Origin of the sequence: Novipirellula artificiosorum (assembly GCF_007860135.1) — a bacterium.
In the GTDB taxonomy this organism is placed as follows: Bacteria; Planctomycetota; Planctomycetia; order Pirellulales; family Pirellulaceae; genus Novipirellula_A; species Novipirellula_A artificiosorum.
This window is the reverse complement of sequence record NZ_SJPV01000001.1, coordinates 1,505,572-1,526,616: the sequence shown is the minus strand read 5'-3', so window position 1 is coordinate 1,526,616 and position 21,045 is coordinate 1,505,572. Positions and strand designations below refer to the sequence as shown.

The 21,045-nt window shown below is 56.1% G+C and carries 14 protein-coding genes; 6 read left to right on the top strand and 8 right to left on the bottom strand.

What is annotated here, in order from left to right:
• The first annotated feature begins 75 nt into the window (after positions 1 to 75).
• Positions 76 to 2,274, top strand: a complete 2,199-nt coding sequence (locus Poly41_RS05400) for a S8 family peptidase (protein WP_146524810.1) — start codon at positions 76 to 78, stop codon at positions 2,272 to 2,274.
• 135 nt (positions 2,275 to 2,409) lie between these two features.
• Here Poly41_RS05400 and Poly41_RS05395 read toward each other — a convergent pair whose 3' ends face one another.
• A complete protein-coding gene (locus tag Poly41_RS05395; RefSeq protein WP_197231078.1) occupies positions 2,410 to 3,309 on the bottom strand; it encodes a hypothetical protein in 900 nt (299 codons plus the stop codon).
• 329 nt (positions 3,310 to 3,638) lie between these two features.
• Positions 3,639 to 6,323 carry a PSD1 and planctomycete cytochrome C domain-containing protein gene (locus tag Poly41_RS05390; RefSeq protein ID WP_231615419.1) on the bottom strand — a complete coding sequence of 895 codons (2,685 nt, stop codon included), beginning with the start codon at positions 6,321 to 6,323 and terminating at the stop codon, positions 3,639 to 3,641.
• Positions 6,324 to 6,738: 415 nt separating this feature from the next.
• Here Poly41_RS05390 and Poly41_RS05385 point away from each other — a divergent pair, with 415 nt between their 5' ends.
• Both Poly41_RS05385 and Poly41_RS05380 read left to right on the top strand, forming a co-directional pair.
• A complete protein-coding gene (locus Poly41_RS05385) occupies positions 6,739 to 7,695 on the top strand; it encodes a hypothetical protein (protein ID WP_146524808.1) in 957 nt (318 codons plus the stop codon).
• Positions 7,696 to 7,718: 23 nt separating this feature from the next.
• The gene (locus Poly41_RS05380; RefSeq protein WP_146524807.1) at positions 7,719 to 8,180 is read left to right on the top strand and encodes a hypothetical protein; all 462 of its coding nucleotides are present in this window, start codon (positions 7,719 to 7,721) and stop codon (positions 8,178 to 8,180) included.
• Here Poly41_RS05380 and Poly41_RS05375 read toward each other — a convergent pair whose 3' ends face one another.
• Complete coding sequence (locus Poly41_RS05375; protein WP_146524806.1) at positions 8,181 to 8,672, bottom strand: hypothetical protein; 492 nt, start codon at positions 8,670 to 8,672, stop codon at positions 8,181 to 8,183.
• A 403-nt stretch (positions 8,673 to 9,075) separates the two neighbouring features.
• On the opposite strand from Poly41_RS05375, the gene Poly41_RS05370 reads away from it, so the two are divergent.
• Positions 9,076 to 9,972: an HDOD domain-containing protein gene (locus Poly41_RS05370; RefSeq protein WP_146524805.1), complete on the top strand. Its 897-nt coding sequence runs from the start codon at positions 9,076 to 9,078 to the stop codon at positions 9,970 to 9,972.
• Between the two features lie 41 nt (positions 9,973 to 10,013).
• Here Poly41_RS05370 and Poly41_RS05365 read toward each other — a convergent pair whose 3' ends face one another.
• From Poly41_RS05365 to glgC, 4 genes are all read right to left on the bottom strand, one after another.
• Complete coding sequence (locus Poly41_RS05365; protein ID WP_146524804.1) at positions 10,014 to 11,651, bottom strand: AAA family ATPase; 1,638 nt, start codon at positions 11,649 to 11,651, stop codon at positions 10,014 to 10,016.
• Positions 11,652 to 11,679: 28 nt separating this feature from the next.
• A complete protein-coding gene (locus Poly41_RS05360; protein WP_146524803.1) occupies positions 11,680 to 13,272 on the bottom strand; it encodes a peptide MFS transporter in 1,593 nt (530 codons plus the stop codon).
• 228 nt (positions 13,273 to 13,500) lie between these two features.
• A complete protein-coding gene (locus tag Poly41_RS05355; RefSeq protein ID WP_231615418.1) occupies positions 13,501 to 14,409 on the bottom strand; it encodes a GGDEF domain-containing protein in 909 nt (302 codons plus the stop codon).
• 71 nt (positions 14,410 to 14,480) lie between these two features.
• A complete protein-coding gene (gene glgC / locus Poly41_RS05350) occupies positions 14,481 to 15,953 on the bottom strand; it encodes a glucose-1-phosphate adenylyltransferase (RefSeq protein ID WP_261344883.1) in 1,473 nt (490 codons plus the stop codon).
• 140 nt (positions 15,954 to 16,093) lie between these two features.
• On the opposite strand from glgC, the gene Poly41_RS05345 reads away from it, so the two are divergent.
• Positions 16,094 to 17,590 carry a Do family serine endopeptidase gene (locus Poly41_RS05345; RefSeq protein WP_231615417.1) on the top strand — a complete coding sequence of 499 codons (1,497 nt, stop codon included), beginning with the start codon at positions 16,094 to 16,096 and terminating at the stop codon, positions 17,588 to 17,590.
• 1 nt (position 17,591) lies between these two features.
• On the opposite strand, the gene pheA is transcribed toward Poly41_RS05345, so the two are convergent.
• Entirely contained in the window at positions 17,592 to 18,662 is a 1,071-nt protein-coding gene (gene pheA / locus Poly41_RS05340; protein ID WP_146524801.1) for a prephenate dehydratase, read from the bottom strand.
• Between the two features lie 424 nt (positions 18,663 to 19,086).
• Between pheA and dnaK the strand changes: the two genes are divergently transcribed.
• Positions 19,087 to 21,021, top strand: coding sequence for a molecular chaperone DnaK (gene dnaK, locus Poly41_RS05335; protein ID WP_146524800.1), 1,935 nt, complete (start codon positions 19,087 to 19,089; stop codon positions 21,019 to 21,021).
• Positions 21,022 to 21,045 lie beyond the last annotated feature (24 nt).

The following is a 21,045-nucleotide window of genomic DNA, read 5'->3' as shown; positions in this document are numbered from 1 at the left end:
CACCGAGTCACGCTCGACCCGGACCACCGTGTCCGAGGGGCCACCTATTCAACCCGAAGCGGATCGCTTGATTTGATGACGAATCGTAGAAACGCCCCCTCCCTTCACGATCGGAACGCATTCGAGACCGACGATTCCATCCAAGCCTGCGAAGAGCGGTATGCGTTGTCGGCCAGTCTACCGGGCGATCTGTTGCTCGAAGTCCTTCCGCTGCACATCGACACGGCTGACGACACGACCGAGCCGCTGCTGCCGTCGATCCATCCGAGCGAGAACACCCAGCGTCCGGACCTCCTGGAACAAGCCGCCGATCTTCGCGCCCTGGCTGCCGACACGGCAACCACGCCCTTGGACGGCCATGGCCAGACGGTGGCAGTCATCGACAGCGGCGTCGCATGGGATCATGTCGCGCTTGGCGGTGGTTTCGGACCAGGGTACCGAGTCGTTGGCGGCTGGGATTTCGCCGAAAACGACTCGAATCCTTACGACGATGGCCCTGCTGGGTTTCACGGTTCGCACGTCGCCGGCTTGCTGGCGGGCGAATCGGAAGGATTCTCCGGCGTCGCTCCTGGAGCCGATCTGGTTGCCCTTCGCGTCTTCGATGACGCCGGTCGCGGAGAATTGGCCTGGATCGAATCGTCGCTCAAGTGGGTTCACGAGCATCGAAACAGCTTTGACTCGCCCATCACCACCGTCAACTTGTCGGTGGGAGCCGCGTTGAATGCCGATAACTTGGCAGAAGCTCGCAGCCTCTTAGCAGACGAACTGCAACTACTGCGTGAGGACAACATCTTGGTCTTCGCCGCTGCAGGAAATTTCTTCGGTCATTCGGTTCATGACACTTCCTTGATGTTTCCCGCTTCGAGCGAGTCGGTCGTCGCGGTTGGGTCGGTCGACGACACGGGGCTGCTCAGTTCTTTCTCGCAACGCGCCAGTGGTTTGCTTGCCACCAGCGGTGAATCGATCCGTAGCGCCGTCCCCGAACATGTTTATGGATGGGACGGACACATCGATGATTTTGCCACGCTCGATGGAACCAGTATGGCGACGCCGCAAATCGCTGCCGCCTCCATGCTGGTTCGTCAATCGATGATCGACCAAGGCCTTGAACCATCGGCTGACGACATCCTCGCCCGACTGCATGACGGAGCCGCAACGAAGACCGATCCGCAAACGGGCGTGTCCTACTCGGTGATCGACTTGCAAGCATCCATCCATCCCTTGAATCACGATACCGCTGCGCCGGAGAGCGTGGACACAAACCTCGCTGACTTTGACGGGAAACATTTTCTCGGTTCGAACGAGAACGATTCGTATGTCTTGGACCTTCGCAACGGAATCGAACTTCGTAACGCTGGTCAACTTTATCGTTTCGATTCGCCCCTATCCGCTGAAACGCCGTTCTCGATCGATGTTGGCGCTGGCGCTGACTCGCTACAGATTCTTGGGTCGAACCAGGCCGAACGTCTGATCCTGTTTCCGGGATCGACGACGGATGGGATCAGCCGTTTGTCGACCAACACCTTCGAAATTGAATTACGAGGTGTGGAATCGGTCGTTTTTGACGGAGGTGGCGGTCCCGATCGAGCAACGCTCTATGATTCGATTGGCAATGACATTTTGCGTTCACAGCCAAACAGCGCACGGTTGTCGGGTGTTGGATTTGAGTTTCAAGTCAACCAAGTCGATCGCATCTATGTGCATGCCAACGCGGGCGGCGAAGACCATGCTTTTCTGAGTGACTCCGAAGGCGATGACACGCTCTCGGTCAAACCCCAATTCTCCAGTCTGCGCAGCAAAGATACGTTTCAAGCTGCATACGGTTTTGAGCGACTCTATGCCTACTCAACGGCGGGCGGGCACGATTCGGCATCGCTGTATGATTCGGTGGGCGACGACACGATGAACATTTCATCAAGCCGCTCGATGATCAATGGCCCCGGGTATCAAGCAAGTGCTCGTGGATTCCAATCCATCGAAGCGTTCGCAATCAACGGTGGCGAAGATATCGCCAACCTTTACACCGATGATTCCGCCAGCCAATGGGATCGTCAAAGCGACCGGCTTCAATGGACAAGCGAAGATGGCAGTGAGCGAATCGCTCGGGGCTTCGAACGCATGCAAGCGTTCGAACAATACCAGCCGATTGAATTGTCGACTCCCTCGACCGGTCTGATCCCACTGGGCGGCTTGATCGACGACGACCCCGAGCAGCGTCTCCGCCGCGAGCGTTTGGCGAGCCAATCGGTGTTCGATTGGCTAGGCGAAAGCTAAACAGCGAAGGGTAGGGAACCGCGCTCGAAACTGTCTGATCACGGCATTGCGAGTTTCTAAAAAAAACGGGGCAGACTCGTTTCGGAGCCTGCCCCTATCGGAGCGACGGAGCGCTTCGTCGCGTCCCGAGTTTGGCTAATTGCCGGCTCCAGCGGGACGTCGTGCGCCACGGCCACCTTGGCCACCCTGTGCACCGCCACGGCCTTGACCACCCTGTGCACCGCCACGGCCTTGACCACCCTGTGCACCGCCACGGCCTTGACCACCTTGTGCACCGCCACGGCCCATGAATCCGCCTCCACGAACGCCTTCAGGCATTTTAAAGGCCTCGCCCTTCATCTCTTCGAACTTGGCCTTTTGGTCCGAAGTCAGCACCGCCAAAACCTTGTCTTCAATTTCGGTGCGAACCTTGGAGAACGCTTCTTGCATCGCTTCGCGATCACGATCACCCGATTGCATCAGCTCTTGCATCTTGCTCCGGATCTCTTCCTGAACTCGAGTGCGAACCTCTTCCATTTCCTTCTTTTGAGCATCGGTTACTTCGAGTTCCTTCTGAATCTCGGGGTCGCTGAGCGCACCCACGCCTCGCACCTGCAGCGCAATTTGCTTCAGACGCTTCATCTGGGCAGGCATCAGCACTTGGTCCAACTGACCCTCGATTTTCTTTGCCCGCTCGGCGCGTTCCTCTTGCATCTTCTCGAAGAACTTGGTTCGTTCCGCTTCGCTCGCGTTGCGGAAATCAAAATCGGGCCGTTCGGTTCGACTGTCGTCCTGAATCTTCTTCAACGCTTCCTCTTGATCGGGCATGAGCTCACACTCGGCGCGGACCTCTTCGATTCTCAGCAGTCCGACCATGGCTTCACCACTACTCGATTCACCCCCACCGGGGCCGCCACCTCGTCCCCCAAAACCTCCTCCGCCGGGGCCACCGCCACCCGGTCCGCCACCACGACCACCTTGAGCGCACGCGTCGCCCACCATTAAAGCCAAGGCTGCGACAGCAAAGAAGCTAGCCACGATGTGTTTCATTTTCATTGACGTGTTTCCCCGAAAGAGTAGTGTAGAACGACAGGATGGCCTGCCTTCTTGGACCCTTTGGATCGATTCGCGGCAAGCTGATTAGAATTGAAACCACCACCACTTTGCAAAGTTTCGCCAAGGATCCCAACCACGACCGAGTTTCTTGGTAATTCCACCATTTTTTTGTCATCGGTCCAGCGGTAGGATGAGACCGTGCTGCGGCCTTCGGTTCCACGGGGCGCTCGAGTGGCAAATCTCAGTACACGTTCGGTGATCGCTGTCACCGCAGCCGACATGAATGCGACCGGCAAAGGGGTTCAAAAGTACAGTCTCGATCGGAACGGTCAATCCACAAACGCGAATTCGTTACTCATCAATAGCACCTGAGCAAGCTGCTCAAGCCGATCGAGTGGCTCGAGTTCTGTCGTGCGGATCGGACCATCAAAGTCTCGAACCGAATCGGTTGCAATTCCCCTGTCGCCGTCGCGAGTCAGCTTCAACTGAACCCGCCAAGCGAAGGAATCGAAAGCGTCCGTTTGATGACAGTTTGCAGCGAAATCGATCGCGTCCCCTCTCTCAACCTCAACCGTGATCGGGCCGTAGGGCCGATTACTTCCTTTCTGCACGCCACCAAACAGCCGCTTCCCATCGCACCAAATTTCCATCAGCACACCATCACCCTGATCGGACCGGTGACCCAGCGTGCCGCGAAGGGTGACGACGCCGGATTGGGGCGATGTCCATCTGCGGACCACGGCCCCATCTTTCTGGCGCCCGGGGTGCCCACCTTCACGGCTTAGGCTTGCGTACCCGAAGGGGCCATCGGCAGGAAATGCGGCTTCCGTTTGCCATTGACCTTTTTGAAAGATGCCAAAAGGCTTGAAATGGTGGACACCTTCGGTTGGGTCGAGCGTCGCGGTCCCGTGGGTCCAAAACCGCCGCGGATCCTCAATCGGGTCCGCTTCGGAAACGGGCTGCTTCAAAAACGCCACAAATGGGGTGAACTCGGATTCCCTCAACTCGCGAGCGAGCACTTGTTCTACCAACGTGCTCGCTAAGGTGGCTTCGTCACAAGTTTCGCAGACGGCACGCACTTTCGCTGCGGTTCTGCGAGCCAGCTCGACGACCTGGGGACTGTTCATCAGATACAACGATTGCTGAGGCACAGTCGTGAAGTAGCGTTGCGGCGAGTGCGTGTCGGGACTGGCAAAATCAAACGTGCGAAACACGCCTGGCAAGTTCTGGCGATCGATCAACGCATAAACCGTGCGGCGGTTGGTGGGCATTGGCAACGTGATCTCAACCGGTTCACCACCGATCGTTTGGTCCAGCGATCCCGAAACCTGCAACAGCGAATCTCGAAGCGATTCAAAGTCACGTCGGCGGCGGTTCGCGCGAGCGAGCAGTTGATTATCAGGATCTTTTTCCACGCCATCGCGGTTGGCGTCCGCCGATTGCTGGTAAATCCGGCTCAGGACGATCCGCCGCACGGTCTTCTTGATACTTTGGTGCTGTGAGAAATCGGCCGAAAACTCCTCCAACACCTCCGCGATCCTTGGTCGATCGGTTCGAATGCCCAGGTCACTCGTCGAATCCACAAGCGGTTTGCCGATCAAATGACCCCATAACCGATTCACGATCACGCGCGAGGTCAGCGGGTTGTCGGACGCAGCAATTTTGGTTGCGAACTCCAAACGACCACTTCCATCGGTAAACGGAGAATCACTCACGGTACGCAACGCGGTCAAGTATTGGCGTGGCGCGATTTCGCCGCGGTTTCCCGCTTGACCTCGTAACAGAATCGGGCTGTCGTGAGGCTTTTCAACATCGGTCATCATCAACGGACTCGGCCCGTCTTCGTTCTGCCTGCTGCTGTGCAGGATCCCGAACAGTGCGTAGTAATCCGCTGCGGGGATGGGATCAAATTTGTGGTCATGGCATCGAGCACAACTGACCGTCATCCCCAATAGCCCTCGCGAGATCACGTCAATCCGGTCATCCATCGTATCGAGCGGATTCAAAAATCGGCGTCCGATCGTTAGAAAGCCCATTGCATCGAGGTTGCCGGCTTCGTTTTGAGGATCCGTCCGATCGCCAGCAAGTTGATGCAAGATCATTTCGCTGTAAGGCATGTCGCTGGCAAAAGCGTGAATCACCCAATCACGGTATCGATGGCTGCCTTTGATCCGTCGTTCCTTGCCCGCCAAAGCATACCCCACCGTATCGGCGTAGCGGGCCACGTCGAGCCAGTGACGGCCAAACCGTTCACCAAACTCCGGCGATGCAAGGAGCGCATCGACCACCCGTTCAAAGGAATCGGGCCGGTCCGATGCAACGAATCGATCGACCTGCGTTTTCGTTGGCGGCAAGCCCGTCAGATCAAAGTAGACACGTCGAATCAGCGTTGGCTTGGATGCTTGATCGACGATTTCCAAACCGATTGCAGCTGCGTCATCGGCAGCAAACGCATCGATTCGATCCTGCGAAGCATCGTCGATCCGACTCGATGGCTCAGGAAAAACGGGCCGAACGAATGCCCAATGAGAGCGAGGATCTTTATCCATCGGCGAACCGGACAAAACCGTTGGCTCCGTGACCTCGCCGCGAGGGTCTGGGGCTCCCATTTCAATCCAACGCTGAAACGTTTGGATCACTTCGGAATCCAATTTCCCATCCGGTGGCATCTGCAAATCTGCATCGTCGTAGCGGATGGCTGTCAGGAACAAACTGTCGATTGGGTTCTGTCTTGAAAGTACCGACCCACGCGCTCCACCACGAAGCATCGCTGTGGCGGAGTCGAGATACAAGTCGCCTGCTTTTTCATCCGCTTCGCGTGAATGACATTCGTAGCAATGATCGACCAGCAACGGACGAATACTCGTCTCAAAAAAATCGAGTCCTTCCCGCGTCGGCCCTGGGGCGTCCGCACCGACCGGCGATGGCATCGAACACAGAAGGGCGAGGACGATTGCAGAGAAAACGATCGGGCGACAGACCAGGACTCGTTTCAATGGCGCGGTCAAAGGCATGGAGAAATCTCAGGCAGGAGTCGTCGAAAGTACGGAAACAACCGATTCACAAACAAGCGGCTCCTGCGAGACTGGCTTCAGGGGCAGAATTCACGGGCAGAAAAGGGGAAATGGTCGAGGAATCCCCGAAACGATTCTATCATGTGCGGGTCCGAGGTTCCCCATCCAGACTGTTTTTGTTTTGCTGGAATCTCATTCGGCGCGGCAACCGCCGCACAAAAAAACGCGGGATTGGGAATCTCGGCATAACCGTGACAGGTTATCCACACCCGTGGGTTTGCCCAAATGCGTCGACCCACCCGTTTTTTGCCGCCGTGAGGGCGAAATTGGCCGCGTCCGCTTCATCGCAGCTTGATCCTTCGTTAGCCTCTCAGAGGCCTGATCTTTGCCCCCTTTTTCTCTGCGATGGATGCCGATGACTCCTGACGAACCTTACGAAACCCCCTTCCAAATCGACGACGAACGACAGGAACCCGAGGCTGTCGAACTTGCTGACGATGCAGAAATCGAAGCGAGCACCGACCCTTATGATTCCGGTGCCGAAGTGATCGAACCCGACGTGGTGGAGGCGAAACAGGCTTGGGAGCATGACCCCAAAATGGCGGAGTTGGCCGAACCGTTCGTGGGCCAATGGAACACGCTGATCAGCACCACAAACTGGGAAAAAGGCGAGATCATTCACAATTGGCGACAAGCGTTGATCGATTCGGGTGCCCCTGCAACCGAGCATTCCGACGACGCGTGGGCTCGTCGCGTGGGCGGAGTGACCGCCCCACACGTTGGTCGGTTGCGTCGCGTTTTCGATCGTTTTGGTTCGACCTACAACACCTACGAAGGGTTGTACTGGAGTCATTTTTTGGCCGCACTCGATTGGGACGACGCAGCGATGTGGCTTGAAGGAGCGGTCCAGGAATCGTGGAGCGTTTCGGGGATGCGGGAAAAACGCTGGGAAGCGACCGGAGCCGTCGAATCGCAGCGGCCAACCCTGAGCCAAATCATCGAAGTCGATACCGATGAAGACGTCGTGTTGCCAGCACAAGGTGGTGGACGGACGAAAGAATATGGCGATGAACCGGACGGGGTTGGCGCAGGGCCGCGTTACGAAGACCCAGACTTCGGCGACACAGAAGAGTTTTCCTCCTTGGAATCCAACAAACCCAAGGGCGAATCGCACGGAGCCGAAGTCGAGGACCCGGATCAACCCGCCAGCCAACCTTTCGCGGGTCTCCCCGAGCTGCCCGATGATTTAGCCGATGCAATCGAATCGCTGAAGCTATCGGTGCTTCGGCACAAAACAAACAAGTGGGCGGATGTCGATGCCGAGACGGTGCAGCGATACTTGGATGCCATCGGTATCCTGATGCGTTCCTAGCCCCATCCTAAGTGAGTCCTTCCATGAACCTGCTCTCAAAACGCGTCTCCTTCTCACTCGGATGGCTCGCGGTTGCCGTCGTCATGACATCAAGTGGATGCAGTGACGACGGAGCGGCGAACGAGATTTTGACTCGAAAGGCCTGCCTGGCAGAAATCGCCTCGCGTTACCGGTCGTTTCATCAACAACACGGGACGTCGCCTCCGAGCCAAGAGGCATTTGTCGAGTTTCTCTCCAAGGAAGCTGCACGCGACGAGGCGGAAACGAACCGCAGTGGTGAAACGCTGTTGCGTCTACTCGCAGGTGACTTCATCGTCCTCTACGGTGGAAACTTGAGCGACGATCCCTCCGCGGATGCGAAGTACATCCTCAGCTTTGAGGCAGGGGTTCCGGGGTCGGGCGGCTATGTGGCCTATGGAGACGGCAACGTCCAACACGTCACCGCCAAAGTCTACGCGGAAACCGCAACGATTCCCATGCCGTAGCTATTCCGCTGGGCCTTGCTCCGCACGTTTGTGGCGACTGAGATGGATCAGTGCTGCAATCGCAGTGATTTGCAACACCGCAATCATCAGCGGTGGAATCTGACTCACTTTTTCAAGCGTGAACTGTAACCACTTGGGTTCACGCGACTCTTGCAGCGCGATCAACTCACTGATCGATCGATCCGTACGGAACTGGGTTTCGCGAGGCCAAGTCGATGTGTGTTCCCAGCCGCGATTGGTTCGTCTCCAGCCCATCGGGGGAATCGAGCGAGGGTTCTGCGGATCCAGTAGCCGCATCTTGGACTCGGGCGGCAGCGGAATGTCATGGTGTAAGCTTTCAACCGCAATGGATTCGGGGTCCCCAAACTCGCGGGAACCGCTGAACCCACAGGCTAATGTCAACAGGATAGAGACAGCCAAACACTTCGCATGGACCAGAAGCAAGCGCTTCAGTTGCCATCGATCGTCGACGGGAGCGTTGAGGAGAGTCATGACGGTCACTTGACGCAGATCGCGAGCCAACGCGAATTCCGCCGCAGATCTCCCGCCACAACTCCTGCTCTGGCAACACGTTATCGGTATCTCGGTGGCGACACCCTGCGATCCGCGTTGCCGAAAGCAAACGGCTGCAGGATGCAAAAACGCCCTCCCTGTTGATTCCGCGAAACACCGCGGGCTTGCTAACGATCCTGTCGATTCCGCCGATCAACGGGCCGGAATAATAGGCAGGAAACGTTGACAATGAAATCGCATCCGATCGAAAAATAGTTTGATCCGATCGCTTTTCGACCTAGATTTTCTACGGGCGGATTCCTTGAGCATCACGACAAACGTTTTCGCTCTGGCCTCGCAGCCCTTTTCGTAACCTGACAAACTAGCAAAGCAGATTCCCATCATGTCGACTGCAATCGATCCCACAACGCTTGAAGACGTCTTTCACTCGGAAGTCTTGCCAGCCTTACCTCACAGCGCGATCGCACTGCTTCAGCTTTCGCAACGGGCCGACGTGGGGCCAGCTGAGTTTGCCAAGCCGATCGAAGCCGATCCAGGATTAATGGGGCAAGTGCTGAAGTTCGTCAATTCGTCGTACTTTGGATTTAGTCGGGAAATCATGAGCGTTCAACAATCCTTGACGCTCGTTGGCAGCCGTGCCATCACCAACTTTGCTTTGTGGAACGCGGTCTTCAGCGTGATTCCGAATCCAAAATTCGGTCCCTTTGACTTGAAGTCCCTTTGGCAGGATTCGCTGCGCCGAGCGATTTTTGCGCGCAAACTTGGACGGAACCTGAAGGTCGAGAACGCGGAAGACCTGTTCGCGGGTGCTTTGCTGCAAGACATGGCAATCCCGTTGCTGTTAAAGGAATTGCCCGAACAATACCAAAGCTTGGTCGAACGACGGGCGATGGAAGGGCGGCGTTTGAGTGGGCTCGAACAAGAAATGTTTGGCTGGAACCACGCCGATGCCGCGGCACTGTTGGCAAGTCGTTGGAGTCTGCCGCAAGAGTTCATCGCACTGATCGCGCAGCATACGCAAATCGGAGACCTGCTCGACCAGGGCGAACCGGCTCGGGGCAGCGCCTGCGTCGCGCTTGCGTCACTGCTACCTTCCTGTAGCGAACTATCGTGGACCGAACAAGCTGAATTCACCCAGGCCTTTGAGCGGCTGACGGGAACCGACACCAAAGCGCTCGCCGAACTGTTTGCCATCGTGGATGAATCGACCGCCGACTTTGCGCCGCTGTTGAAACTGCCCGCTCCGGCAAAGTCGCTAGCAAGCTATCTAAAATCATAAGACGCTCTCGACCGGAAGCACCCTGGTTGGGCACAACGCGGTCAGCAAACCTCTGCCCAATCCGCCAACTGTACCTGCTCGCATTTCTTGCATCGCACTTGCATCCCGAGCGAGCCCGGTTGAATTCGAACCAAGCGCTGACAGCCACTGCACCGGATTCGAAGCGTGTGTGGCTGGGATGCTAACGCATCGAGCTCTTCGCCGCTAACTCTTGGCACGCAGATGTCGCTTTCCACCAAGACCGTCAACAGCGATTCGGTCAATTGCGCGACCTCGGCAATCCGGTCCGCCAACCGCCGCACGGTATCTTCAAAGGCATTCCGCACCATTCTTCCGTTTCCAAAATGGCGGTCTCGGTGCTGATGCAGATGGTGAAATCCCAGCAGCAATCGATGTCGTGCCGGGCTCGGCAATTGATATTGGTTTTGACGGCACAATGACTCAAAGATCCGTCCCAGATCGGCTGGCGAATAATCCTCGAAATCGATCCGTGTGTTGATTCGCGAGGACAATCCAGGATTGCTTCGAATCATCTTGGCCATCTCATCACTGTATCCGGCTAAAATGACCGCCATCGATTCGCGATCGTCTTCCATCCGTTTCAGCAGCGTCTGAATCGCTTCTCGACCGTACGCGTCATCGCCCGAGGCATCGATCAAACTGTAAGCTTCGTCGATAAACAGCACACCGCCTCGCGCCGAGTCACACAACTTATTGGTCTTCGGTGCCGTTTGCCCTGCATACTCGGCGACCAATCCGCTGCGATCCGTTTCAATCACATGGCCATTTTCCAGAGTGCCGAGTGCGCCGAGGATTTGCCCTACAATTCTCGCAACGGTCGTCTTGCCCGTTCCCGGATTGCCAACAAACGTCATGTGTAAGCTGATCGGCATGGTCGACAATCCCGCATCACGCCGCTGTTGCTGAAGCTTCAGGAAGTTGGCATAACTTCGCACGCGGTCCTTGACCGATTGCAGCCCAATCAGCGAGTCGAGTTCTTGCATGGCCGCTTGCAAACGCCGTTGACGGTCCTCTTGGCTCTCGGCTTCGGACATCGCCTCATCCGATTCCTCCGCTTGCTTTTGTGCGTACTGATACGCCGATGCCGACGGGCCTTCCGATGAAGAGGTCCCCAAGGGAGCAAGAACCGACTTGGGATCCGCGGGATGGAGTGCCATATCGATCGAACGTTGCAGCGTGTGCAACGCGACCCCTTCTTCGGGCATGGTCTGTCCGTCGCACTTGGCAACGAGGTTGGCCAATCGCATCACGATCGTTTCCACTTGCACCTTGCTGTCGGACAAGGGGGTGTAGCGAACAAACGGGGCGACCAGCGACTCCCAAGTCAATTGGTCCGCTTGTTGGAACAGCCCCACAGCGGCCTCGCGGAGCTGAGCACCGTGGAGTTGCTGGCCCCAAAGGTGTTCGATCATCGCGGCTGCCACACGTTTTTCCGGTGCCGTCCATTTGTCGTCGGCTCGGACAATCGTCACGTAGACCTTCACCAACAACCCGCGGTGCAGATCATCCATCAATTCGACGAACGTGTTCGGATCGCCTTCAATCAAACTGGGATAGCGGCGCACCATCCATTTCCCGCACTGATTGTACAACTTGCCACAATCGCGGATGACGCGACGTAGCATACCGATCAAACGAGATTCGTCGTTATCGTTCATGGAGACCGTTGGGACCGAGCAAGCCGTCCTATTTTACCCCATGCATCATTCGTTTTAAGATTGGGGACAAGGCAAAAATGATGAATCCCGCAACCATCGGTAGCAAGATCAGCAGCAGGTAGAACCCCGGCAACCCTTCGAAGATAAACGATGCCTCAGGGGGCTGCCCTTCGGGCCCCGGCTTGAACTTGGTCGAAAACGCGGCCATCAAGCCGCCCAGCAAGTTGGCCACCGAGAACGACAAGAACCAAACCCCCATCATCAGCGATTGCAACCGCGCGGGCGCCAATTTAGTCACCATCGACAAACCAACGGGGGACAAGCACAATTCGGCCCAGGTACAAATCACGTAGGTGATCAGCAGCCAATAGGGGGCTGCCAACTCGCCTCCGGTCGCTTCCAGTGCAGCAAGCACCATGGCAACGAAGGCCAATCCCAACAACCACAAACCGATTGCAAACTTGACCGGTGTGGATGGATTCGCTTTTCGTTTCTCCAACCAGACCCAGAGGATAGAAAACAGTGGCGCGCAAAGAACGATGGTCAGCGCATTGACCGATTGATACCAAGTGGAAGGAAACTCATAACCCAAGATCGTTCGGTTGGTGTTTTGCTCTGCGAACACATTCAACGAGCTCCCAGCTTGTTCAAAGGCCGCCCAAAAGAAAATGTTACCGAAGAAGGCCAAGATCAAGATGACAAGCAGTCGTTGCAAGTCCACCTTATTGAACGATCGCGTCAGTTCGGTTTCATCGACATGAGAACGATTGACCACACCGGCCGCCCGATCCTCGGCAACCTGCTTGGGCGATAGACCGACTCCCGCAAGGTACTTGGGACGATAGATTTGATAGAAGATCAACCCCAAGATCATGCCAACCGCTGCCGAACCAAAACCCCAATGCCAGCCAACTTTTTGGCCGAGGGTGCCTGCGATGATCGGTGATAAAAACGCACCAAGATTGATTCCCATATAGAAAATGGTGAATCCCGAGTCTCGACGATCGTCTTGGGGGCCATACAACTGGCCCACCATCACGCTAACACACGGCTTAAAGAAGCCGGTGCCGATAATGATCAAACCGAGACCCAACAGAAAACAAATCAATGCGCCGGGGCTGGTTTGCAGAGTGACCACTTCGCCCGCGGTGACACCGAAAAGCTCGGTCCCCGCCAAGGTGATATGCCCCAATGCGATAATCCATCCACCCAACAACATCGATCGATGCGTGCCGAGCAGTTTGTCGGCAAGCCAACCACCGGCGATCGGTGTGAGGTAGACGGCCCACGTGTAGATCGCATACAGGATCGCGGCGTTCGCTTCGGTCCAACCAAAACCGGGGTTCGTGTTGGCGACCATCTCGCCACTCGAATTTTCAATTTGAGTCTGTGTCGAAGCGATCAAATACAGCACCAACAGGGCACGCATCCCGTAGTAACTGAATCGCTCCCACATTTCCGTGATGAACAAAACCCACAACCCCGGTGGCTGTTTGAGTTGAAGCTCATCCGGTGCGACCGCCGTATCAGGCTCTCGGTCCATCTCGACGTCCGAAAAATGGTAGGGATTCTGTTCGGGATGCACACCATCTTTCGGAATGCCGTCGTTGTCACCACTCATGGTTCAGTCGATCTTGATGAGGAAAAGGATGGATGTCGCTCGGGCGACAGAAGACAATAAAACGCAGGGCACGCGGTTCTACAATATACGGGATTTTTCGTTTCCCAGGTCCCCGCGTTGAACAAGGCAAACCACGAAGCCATTTCAGCACGTGAGCGACCAGCCACCCGCTTCCCTCCACGACCGATTTTGCCCGATCACGACGTCAGCGGCCCCTTCCGCGCCCCGTCAACCTCTCGCCACTTCCGGTGCTCCAACGAGCATGGCTCCCTTGCCATCGTGGTAATACACTCGGTTGCGACCAATGTTTTTGGCTGCATAAAGCGCTTCATCGGCACGGCGAACCACGGGGCTGACCACCAGATCGTCGCGTGGTTCCGTCAAACCAACACTGATGGTGACCGACAGTTTTTTGGCGCCGATTTCGATCTGAAGGGCTGCCATCTTCTTTCGCACTTCATTCATCTTTTCCGCAGCGATCCGTAGCGGCCCATTCATCAAGACGGAAAACTCCTCGCCACCAAAACGGGCAACCATGATCGATTCCTGCAACTCCAATCGAAGCGTCTTGGCGACCTGCTGTAACACCTGGTCGCCAACTTGGTGCCCGTGGGTGTCATTGAAGGACTTAAAGTGGTCGATGTCGACGAGCACAAAGACGAAGGACCGACCTCCTTTGCGAAATGCAGCAAACAGCTCGTCGAGCCGTTGGTCAAAGGCTCGGCGATTGTAGAGTCCGGTTAGCCCGTCCGTACGGGCCTCGGTCAGGTAACTCTCGATCTGCTTGGTCTGTTTATCGAGTTGGCGCTCGGCAGCATCGAGTCGTGATTTCAACTGAGAATTGCTGTCCATGATCTGCTGGAGCAGCGAAACCACCTTGGGAGCAGCTTGATGGACCGCCGGATCGACACGGACCGCATCACTCAGTTCGCCGAGCCGACTTTGGTACTGCGACACATTTCCTGAATACTCGCTGGTCCAGGCCCCGAGCTCGTGGAGCATCTGCAGCATCCGTTCACGTTCGTCTTGACTCATCGCTGCATTCGTTTTGGATTGCCGTCGAGCAAGCCTCAATCCAATCGCGATGCCGATGACCAGCAACACGAGCGCGAGCGATAATCCGCCAGCCATCATCATGATCGCATTTCCCTGCAATGTAACGTTCTCATCACGCGATATCGTCGGAGTTGTTGGAGTTCAACCTGCGCCTAGGATAGAACGTTCATTCGTCCGCGTGACGGTTCAATCTGTTCCCCTCGAGCGATCACCACAATCCCGCTATCGGTCACCGTGAAACCGCGAGCGGCGTCGGCGGCTGGGTCAAAACCGATTTCGGTTTCCGAGGGAATGTGGACTCCCTTGTCGATAATCACGCGCCGCAAGCGACATCGCCGACCGACTTCGACGCCGTCAAACAAGATGCTGTCTTCGACTTGCGCATAGCTATTGATCCGCACGTTGGGCCCGATCACGCTACGCGAGACGCTACCGCCGCTGATGATCGCCCCTTGGCAAACGATTGAATCGAGCGCCTCACCCCGTCGCGACGAAGGCCCCTCGCTGCCGAAAACAAATTTGGGTGGCGGAAGCATCGGTTGGTAGGACCGAATCGGCCAAACTTGGTCATAGAGGTTGAGCTGAGGATCAACACCGACGAGGTCCATATTCGCTTCGTAGTAGGCATCGATGGTCCCGACGTCACGCCAATAGGCATCTCGCTTGCGATTCTCGTCTAAGAACGGAAAGGCAAAAACACGGTAATCGTCAATCGCCGCCGGAATGATGTTCTTGCCAAAGTCGTGATCGCTTCCGGTGTTTGTCGCGTCGTCGCAAAGCTGTTCGTACAAGAACCTGGCGTTGAAAACGTATATGCCCATGGACGCTAAACACATGTCGGGGTCTTCGGGCATGGCAATTGGATCGGCTGGTTTTTCTTGAAAACCCGTCAACCGATGATCCACATCGGTTTGCAGCACGCCGAATTGAGTCGCTTCGTTACGAGCCACTCGCAGCGCGCCGATGGTGATATCGGCGTCCATCTTGCGGTGAAAATCCACCATCGGCTTGTAATTCATCTTGTAGATATGGTCGCCCGCGAGAACCACCACATCCTTGGGCTGCGCGTTCTCAATCGCATAGATGTTCTGGTAAACCGCGTCCGCGGTGCCTTGATACCAATTGTCATCGATCCGCTGTTGTGGCGGCATCACATCGATGAATTCACCCAGTTCGCGACAAAAATAATTCCGCCAAGCGAGGTTGATGTGGCGATCAAGCGATTGGGCTTTGTACTGCGTCAGCAGCAAGAGGCGGCGCATGTCGCTATTGAGGCAATTGCTCAGCACAAAATCGACGATCCGATACAAACCACCGAACGGCACGGCTGGTTTTGCTCGATCCCGCGTCAAGGATTCAAGCCGCGTCCCGCGTCCTCCGGCCAAAATCACCGTCAAAGTGTCTCGCATCAATTTGGTTGCTCCTTGCGTGTAGGCGTTCCCTCTCAGCTTAGCAGATGAAGGGCTGCAAATGTTCAACGGCACTCGGTCAATGGCGTAAAAAGGACCCAGGTCTTTGAAAAAGGGTGCGAACTCTTTTCGGCCGCGCTGACAACGTCGACGGGCTGCGTTTTCGGGAGCCAAACACAAAGCCCCCGCGTTCTCCCGAGCGGGGCGAACTCCCATCGAGGTGCTTGCTAGGGTCAGGTTTTCCGGTTTGCTTTTTAGTGAAGATAGGCGATATTTTGACGTATCGGCAGAATACAATCATGCCAATGAGATGAAACCGATTTCAATAACGATGATTTAAGTGAGGAGTACCTAAGGTGGACCAATTGTGGAAAAGAATAAGCCTTCTGTTCGGAGCGATGATCGTCGGCTCGCTACTGACCGGCGCGGTTTTGACGCTACCTCAGCCGCTCAACCGTGGCGTTTTGGCGCAGGACGCACCGCGTCAACCTGACCGCCCGCTTCAGAGTCATCCTCTCGCGACGGCGCAAGATTTGTCGTCGGCCTTTCGCAATGTTGCCGAGTCGATCCGTCCGAGCGTGGTCAGTATCAGCACCAAGCAAACCGAAGTGATCGGAGGTGCACAAAGCTTACCGCCCGGTCTACGTCAACAAGTCCCCCCCGGTTTTGAAGATTTTTTTGACTTCGGAGCCAGGCGCCCCCAGAAACGAGAACATGAGGGAATGGGAAGCGGTGTGATCGTTCGCAGTGACGGCTACATTCTGACGAACAATCATGTCGTCGAAGACGCAGACACGCTATCGGTGCAGATGAGTGACGATACGGTCATCGATGCAAAAGTCGTCGGCACCGATCCGCAAACCGACTTGGCCGTTTTGAAAGTGGACCTCAGCGGGCTGCAGCCCGTTCTGCTGGGCAATTCCGACGAGATTCGCGTCGGCGATTGGGTGCTGGCGATCGGCAGCCCGTTTGGATTGGACCAAACGGTCACGGCCGGGATCATCAGCGGAAAGAACCGGATCCAAGGCATTGTCGACGATGGCAATGGTTTTGAGGACTTTCTGCAGACCGACGCTGCCATCAACCCTGGCAACTCGGGGGGACCGTTGGTGAATTTGCGAGGCGAACTGGTTGGCATCAATACAGCCATCCTGTCTCGCTCAGGCGTCAGCGCGGGGATCGGCTTCGCGATTCCGGTATCGCTCGCGAAACCGGTCCTTGAATCGATTATCGAGAATGGCGAGGTCCGACGAGGCTTTCTCGGCGCTCAGGTGGTCGATGTGACCCCTGAACGCATCAAGAAGTACAGTCTTTCGGCCCAATCGGGTGCATTGATCGGTGCGGTTTTAGAGAACCAGCCCGCCGCCACCGCGGGACTGCAACCCGGCGACGTCGTCACACGACTCGACGGAAAAGAGATCAAATCGGGTGCTCAATTGCGCAACTATGTCGCCAGCCGTCCTCCCGGATCGACCGTCGTGATGGATGTCAATCGAAATGGCAAGGAATCGAAAGTCACCGTCCATTTGCAGGAACGGACAGGCGCCGCGATGGCCATGTTCGGTAGCGGTGAGGTGATGGGCGCTTTATTGATTCCCGTGACGCCCGAATCGGCCAGCAAGTATGGCTACGAAGGACTCCGCAGCGGGTTGATTGTCAACAGCATCCGAGATGGCAGCCTCGCCGCTCAAGGCGAACTGCAAGTCGGCGACGTGATCGAATCGGCCGCCGGTATCCAGGTTTCTTCGGCGGACCAGTTGAAGATGATCATGGACGAAGCGATCGAGCAACGGCAATCGGTCCGCTTGACCGTCCGCCGTGGCAATACACGGATGCTTCTCGTTGTGCGTTGATCTAATCCAACGCCCGTGGATAGGAGCCGAGTACTTCCAAACGCTGAGCTTGTTGGCTCAGCGTTTGCAAGGCAGCGGCGACGGCGGGGTCGTCTTGGTGGCCGGTCAACTCCACAAAGAACAGGTACTCCGCTCGAGTATCGGGTGAGGGAAAGGACTCGATCCAAGTCAAATTCAATCGGTTCGCTTTAAAGACGGTCATCACGTCCGCAAGCGCACCGGGTTGATGGTTGACCTGGAACAACAACGATGTCTTATCGTCACCCGTCCGTTGAGGATGCTCTTTGCCGAGCACGGCAAAGCGAGTGACGTTATTGGAGTTGTCTTCAATGTTTGCAGCCAACACGTCCAACCGGTACTGACGCCCCGCTTCGATGCTTGCGACCGCTGCGGCTCCGGGTTGGCTCGCAGCCCACTGGGCGGCCGCCGTGGAACTGCCGCTTTCCACAAGCTTTGCGTCCGGGAAGTGTGACGCCAACCATTTGCGACACTGCGACAACACCTGGGGCTTGCTATGGATTTCACGAATGGATTCTCGCGGCGAACTCGACAACAAGTTGTGATGAATCGGCAGCACCACTTCGCCACAGATGTGCGCCTGCTTGCGAATGAACAACCCCAACGTATCCACGATCCGCCCATCGGTGCTATTTTCAATCGGCACCAACCCCGCAGTCACGTCCCCACGCGTAACGGCTTCGAACACCGCAGCGATCGAACCGACCGGAGCCACATCGGCTCCTTCGCCAAAATACTTGATCGCGGCCAAATGGCTGTAGCTGTACTTCGGCCCCAAAAACGCAACACGAAGCTCGGTCACGGTAGCGAGACAAACGCTTGCGATATGCTTGAGGATCTCGGCCTGCGATGACGGAGCGATCCGAGAAGACTTCAACGTGTTGGCGGCAACGGTTGCATCGATGTCTCGGGCAGCCGCAGCAACGCGTCCGAGTGCGGCTTCGTTTGGGTCCATCGCCATGCCGGACACCCCATCGACCTCCGCGGCACGTGATTCAATCAGCCGGAGGATTTGCGAGTCAATTTCTCGGATGCGGTCGGTCGGAAGATTCATCGATTGGGCTTTTGAAGGGTGACAATAGAATCGGATCTCATTTAACCCCAAAGGCTGTCATTTTGACACCGGGCGCATCGCATCGATCGAGCCACTCGGCAGCGACTGCCAGTTTCGAGCTCGCCCAATAAGAGTTGAAGAAACGCAAAAGCGATTTTACCGGAAAAAACGGGGTATTTCTCGGCTGCCAGAAAAAAAACGGCGTCTTGACAAGCTGTTCGGCACAAGCTTTGCCAATCTTCTTCGTGTCCTCAATGGAGCTGACGATTCGACAACGTTTTGATTGCCGGTCGGCCCAGCGCCAGTCCGCCCCAGCGGACGAGCGACCGTTTCACTCACCACCAACGTCGCCGCAGGGCTCGAATCTTGATTCGGTCTGGTCAACGCGACACATCATTGATTCGAAAGTTTTAGGAGAACCAGCATGGCTCAAGGCGAAAAGATTATCGGAATTGACCTCGGCACAACGAATAGCGTTGTAGCGATTATGGAAGGTAGCGAGCCGAAGGTCATCCCCAACCCCGAAGGCAACCGTTTGACCCCGAGTGTGGTCGCTTTCACCGACAAGGAAGATACGATCGTTGGCGAACCGGCTCGTCGGCAAGCCGTGACCAACCCAAAGCGAACCGTTTACTCGGTGAAACGATTCATGGGCCGGCGACACAATGAGGTCGAGTCCGAAGAAAAGATGGTGCCGTACGGCGTCACCGGTGGGGCAGGCGAATACGTCAAGATCAAAGTCGGTGACAAGGAATACACACCGCAAGAGATCTCGGCAAAGGTGCTGCGAAAGTTGAAGGAATCTGCGGAGTCCTATCTGGGACACAAAGTCAACAAAGCGGTGATTACCGTACCTGCTTACTTCAACGACGCGCAGCGCCAAGCGACCAAGGATGCGGGTCAGATCGCGGGCTTGGAAGTCGCCCGAATCATTAATGAACCGACCGCTGCGGCATTGGCGTATGGGCTGGATAAAAAGAAAGATGAAAAGATCATCGTGTTCGACCTCGGTGGCGGGACGTTCGACGTTTCGGTTTTGGAAGTTGCCGACAGCGGTGATGAAGAGCAAGAGAGCCGAGTCTTCCAAGTGATCAGCACCTCGGGTAATACGCACCTCGGTGGGGATGACTTTGACGAGGCCCTCATTCACTATGTCGCTGACGAGTTCAAGAAGGACAGCGGTATCGATTTGCGTAACGATGCGATGGCGTTGCAGCGTTTGCAAGAAGCGTGTGAAAAAGCCAAGAAGGAACTCAGCACGCTGCCGGAAACCGACATCAATTTGCCCTTCATCACGATGGACCAATCAGGACCGAAGCATTTGACGATGAAGATCACTCGAAGCAAGTTCGAGGAACTGATCGATTCGTTAGTCGAAAAGGTGAAGGAACCGGTACTGCAAGCGTTGAAGGACGCTGGCATGAAGCCGGGCGACATCGACGAAGTCGTTTTGGTCGGCGGTAGCACGCGTGTCCCGAAGGTTCGCGAGATTGTGAAAGAGATCTTCGGCAAAGATCCCCACCAAGGTGTGAACCCCGATGAAGTCGTTGCCGTCGGCGCTGCGATTCAAGCGAGCGTGTTGGCGGGCGACCGTACCGACGTGCTACTGCTCGATGTGGCGCCTCTGACCCTTGGGATTGAAACCGAAGGTGGCGTGATGACGGCTTTGGTCGAGCGAAACACCACGATCCCCGTCGAGAAGAAGAACGTCTTTAGTACCGCAGCGGATAACCAGACCGCGGTCACCGTGCGTGTGTTCCAAGGTGAACGAAAGATGGCCGCACACAACCGCTTGCTAGGCGAATTCAATTTGGAAGGCATTCCCCCACAACCACGTGGTGTGCCTCAGATCGAAGTCAAGTTCGACATTGACCAGAATGGGATCTTGAGCGTTTCCGCGAAGGAACTAAAAACCGGTAAAGAAGCGTCGGTCCAAATCAAGGAAGCAGGCGGTCTAAGCGAAGACGAAATCGAACAAATGCGAAAGGACGCCGACGTCAACGCCGACGAAGACCGTCGCCAGTTCGAGTTGGTTGAAGCCCGCAACAAGGCAAGCCAGCAGGTTTATCAACTTGAAAAATTGATGGCCGAGCACAAGGAAAAGCTGGCGGATTCGGATACCGAACCGATGAACAAGGCGATCGAAAAGGTCAAGAATGCCGCTGAAACGGAGGACGTTGCCGCGATCAAACAAGCGACCGACGAGCTCGACGCAGCGTCACAAGCATTCAGCAAAGTGCTGTATGAAAAGACCGATGCTGCGGGAGCGGCAGCCGGTGCGGACCCAGCCGGTGCGGCTGCGGCTGCACCGAGCGAAGATGACGACGCAATCGACGCAGATTTCGAAGTCAAGGATTAAGATCGTCCCGCGGGGTCACCGCGG

Excerpts from the sequence above, each read along its gene's own strand:
- Poly41_RS05370 (WP_146524805.1), top strand. The coding sequence starts at position 9,076 with ATGTCGACTGCAATCGATCCCACAACGCTTGAAGACGTCTTTCACTCG.
- glgC (WP_261344883.1), bottom strand. The coding sequence starts at position 15,953 with ATGGGAGTTCGCCCCGCTCGGGAGAACGCGGGGGCTTTGTGTTTGGCT.
- Poly41_RS05395 (WP_197231078.1), bottom strand. The coding sequence starts at position 3,309 with ATGAAAATGAAACACATCGTGGCTAGCTTCTTTGCTGTCGCAGCCTTG.
- Poly41_RS05355 (WP_231615418.1), bottom strand. The coding sequence starts at position 14,409 with ATGATGATGGCTGGCGGATTATCGCTCGCGCTCGTGTTGCTGGTCATC.
- Poly41_RS05360 (WP_146524803.1), bottom strand. The coding sequence starts at position 13,272 with ATGAGTGGTGACAACGACGGCATTCCGAAAGATGGTGTGCATCCCGAA.
- pheA (WP_146524801.1), bottom strand. The coding sequence starts at position 18,662 with ATGAATCTTCCGACCGACCGCATCCGAGAAATTGACTCGCAAATCCTC.
- Poly41_RS05380 (WP_146524807.1), top strand. The coding sequence starts at position 7,719 with ATGAACCTGCTCTCAAAACGCGTCTCCTTCTCACTCGGATGGCTCGCG.
- Poly41_RS05365 (WP_146524804.1), bottom strand. The coding sequence starts at position 11,651 with ATGAACGATAACGACGAATCTCGTTTGATCGGTATGCTACGTCGCGTC.
- dnaK (WP_146524800.1), top strand. The coding sequence starts at position 19,087 with ATGGCTCAAGGCGAAAAGATTATCGGAATTGACCTCGGCACAACGAAT.
- Poly41_RS05375 (WP_146524806.1), bottom strand. The coding sequence starts at position 8,672 with ATGACTCTCCTCAACGCTCCCGTCGACGATCGATGGCAACTGAAGCGC.
- Poly41_RS05400 (WP_146524810.1), top strand. The coding sequence starts at position 76 with ATGACGAATCGTAGAAACGCCCCCTCCCTTCACGATCGGAACGCATTC.
- Poly41_RS05385 (WP_146524808.1), top strand. The coding sequence starts at position 6,739 with ATGACTCCTGACGAACCTTACGAAACCCCCTTCCAAATCGACGACGAA.
- Poly41_RS05390 (WP_231615419.1), bottom strand. The coding sequence starts at position 6,323 with ATGCCTTTGACCGCGCCATTGAAACGAGTCCTGGTCTGTCGCCCGATC.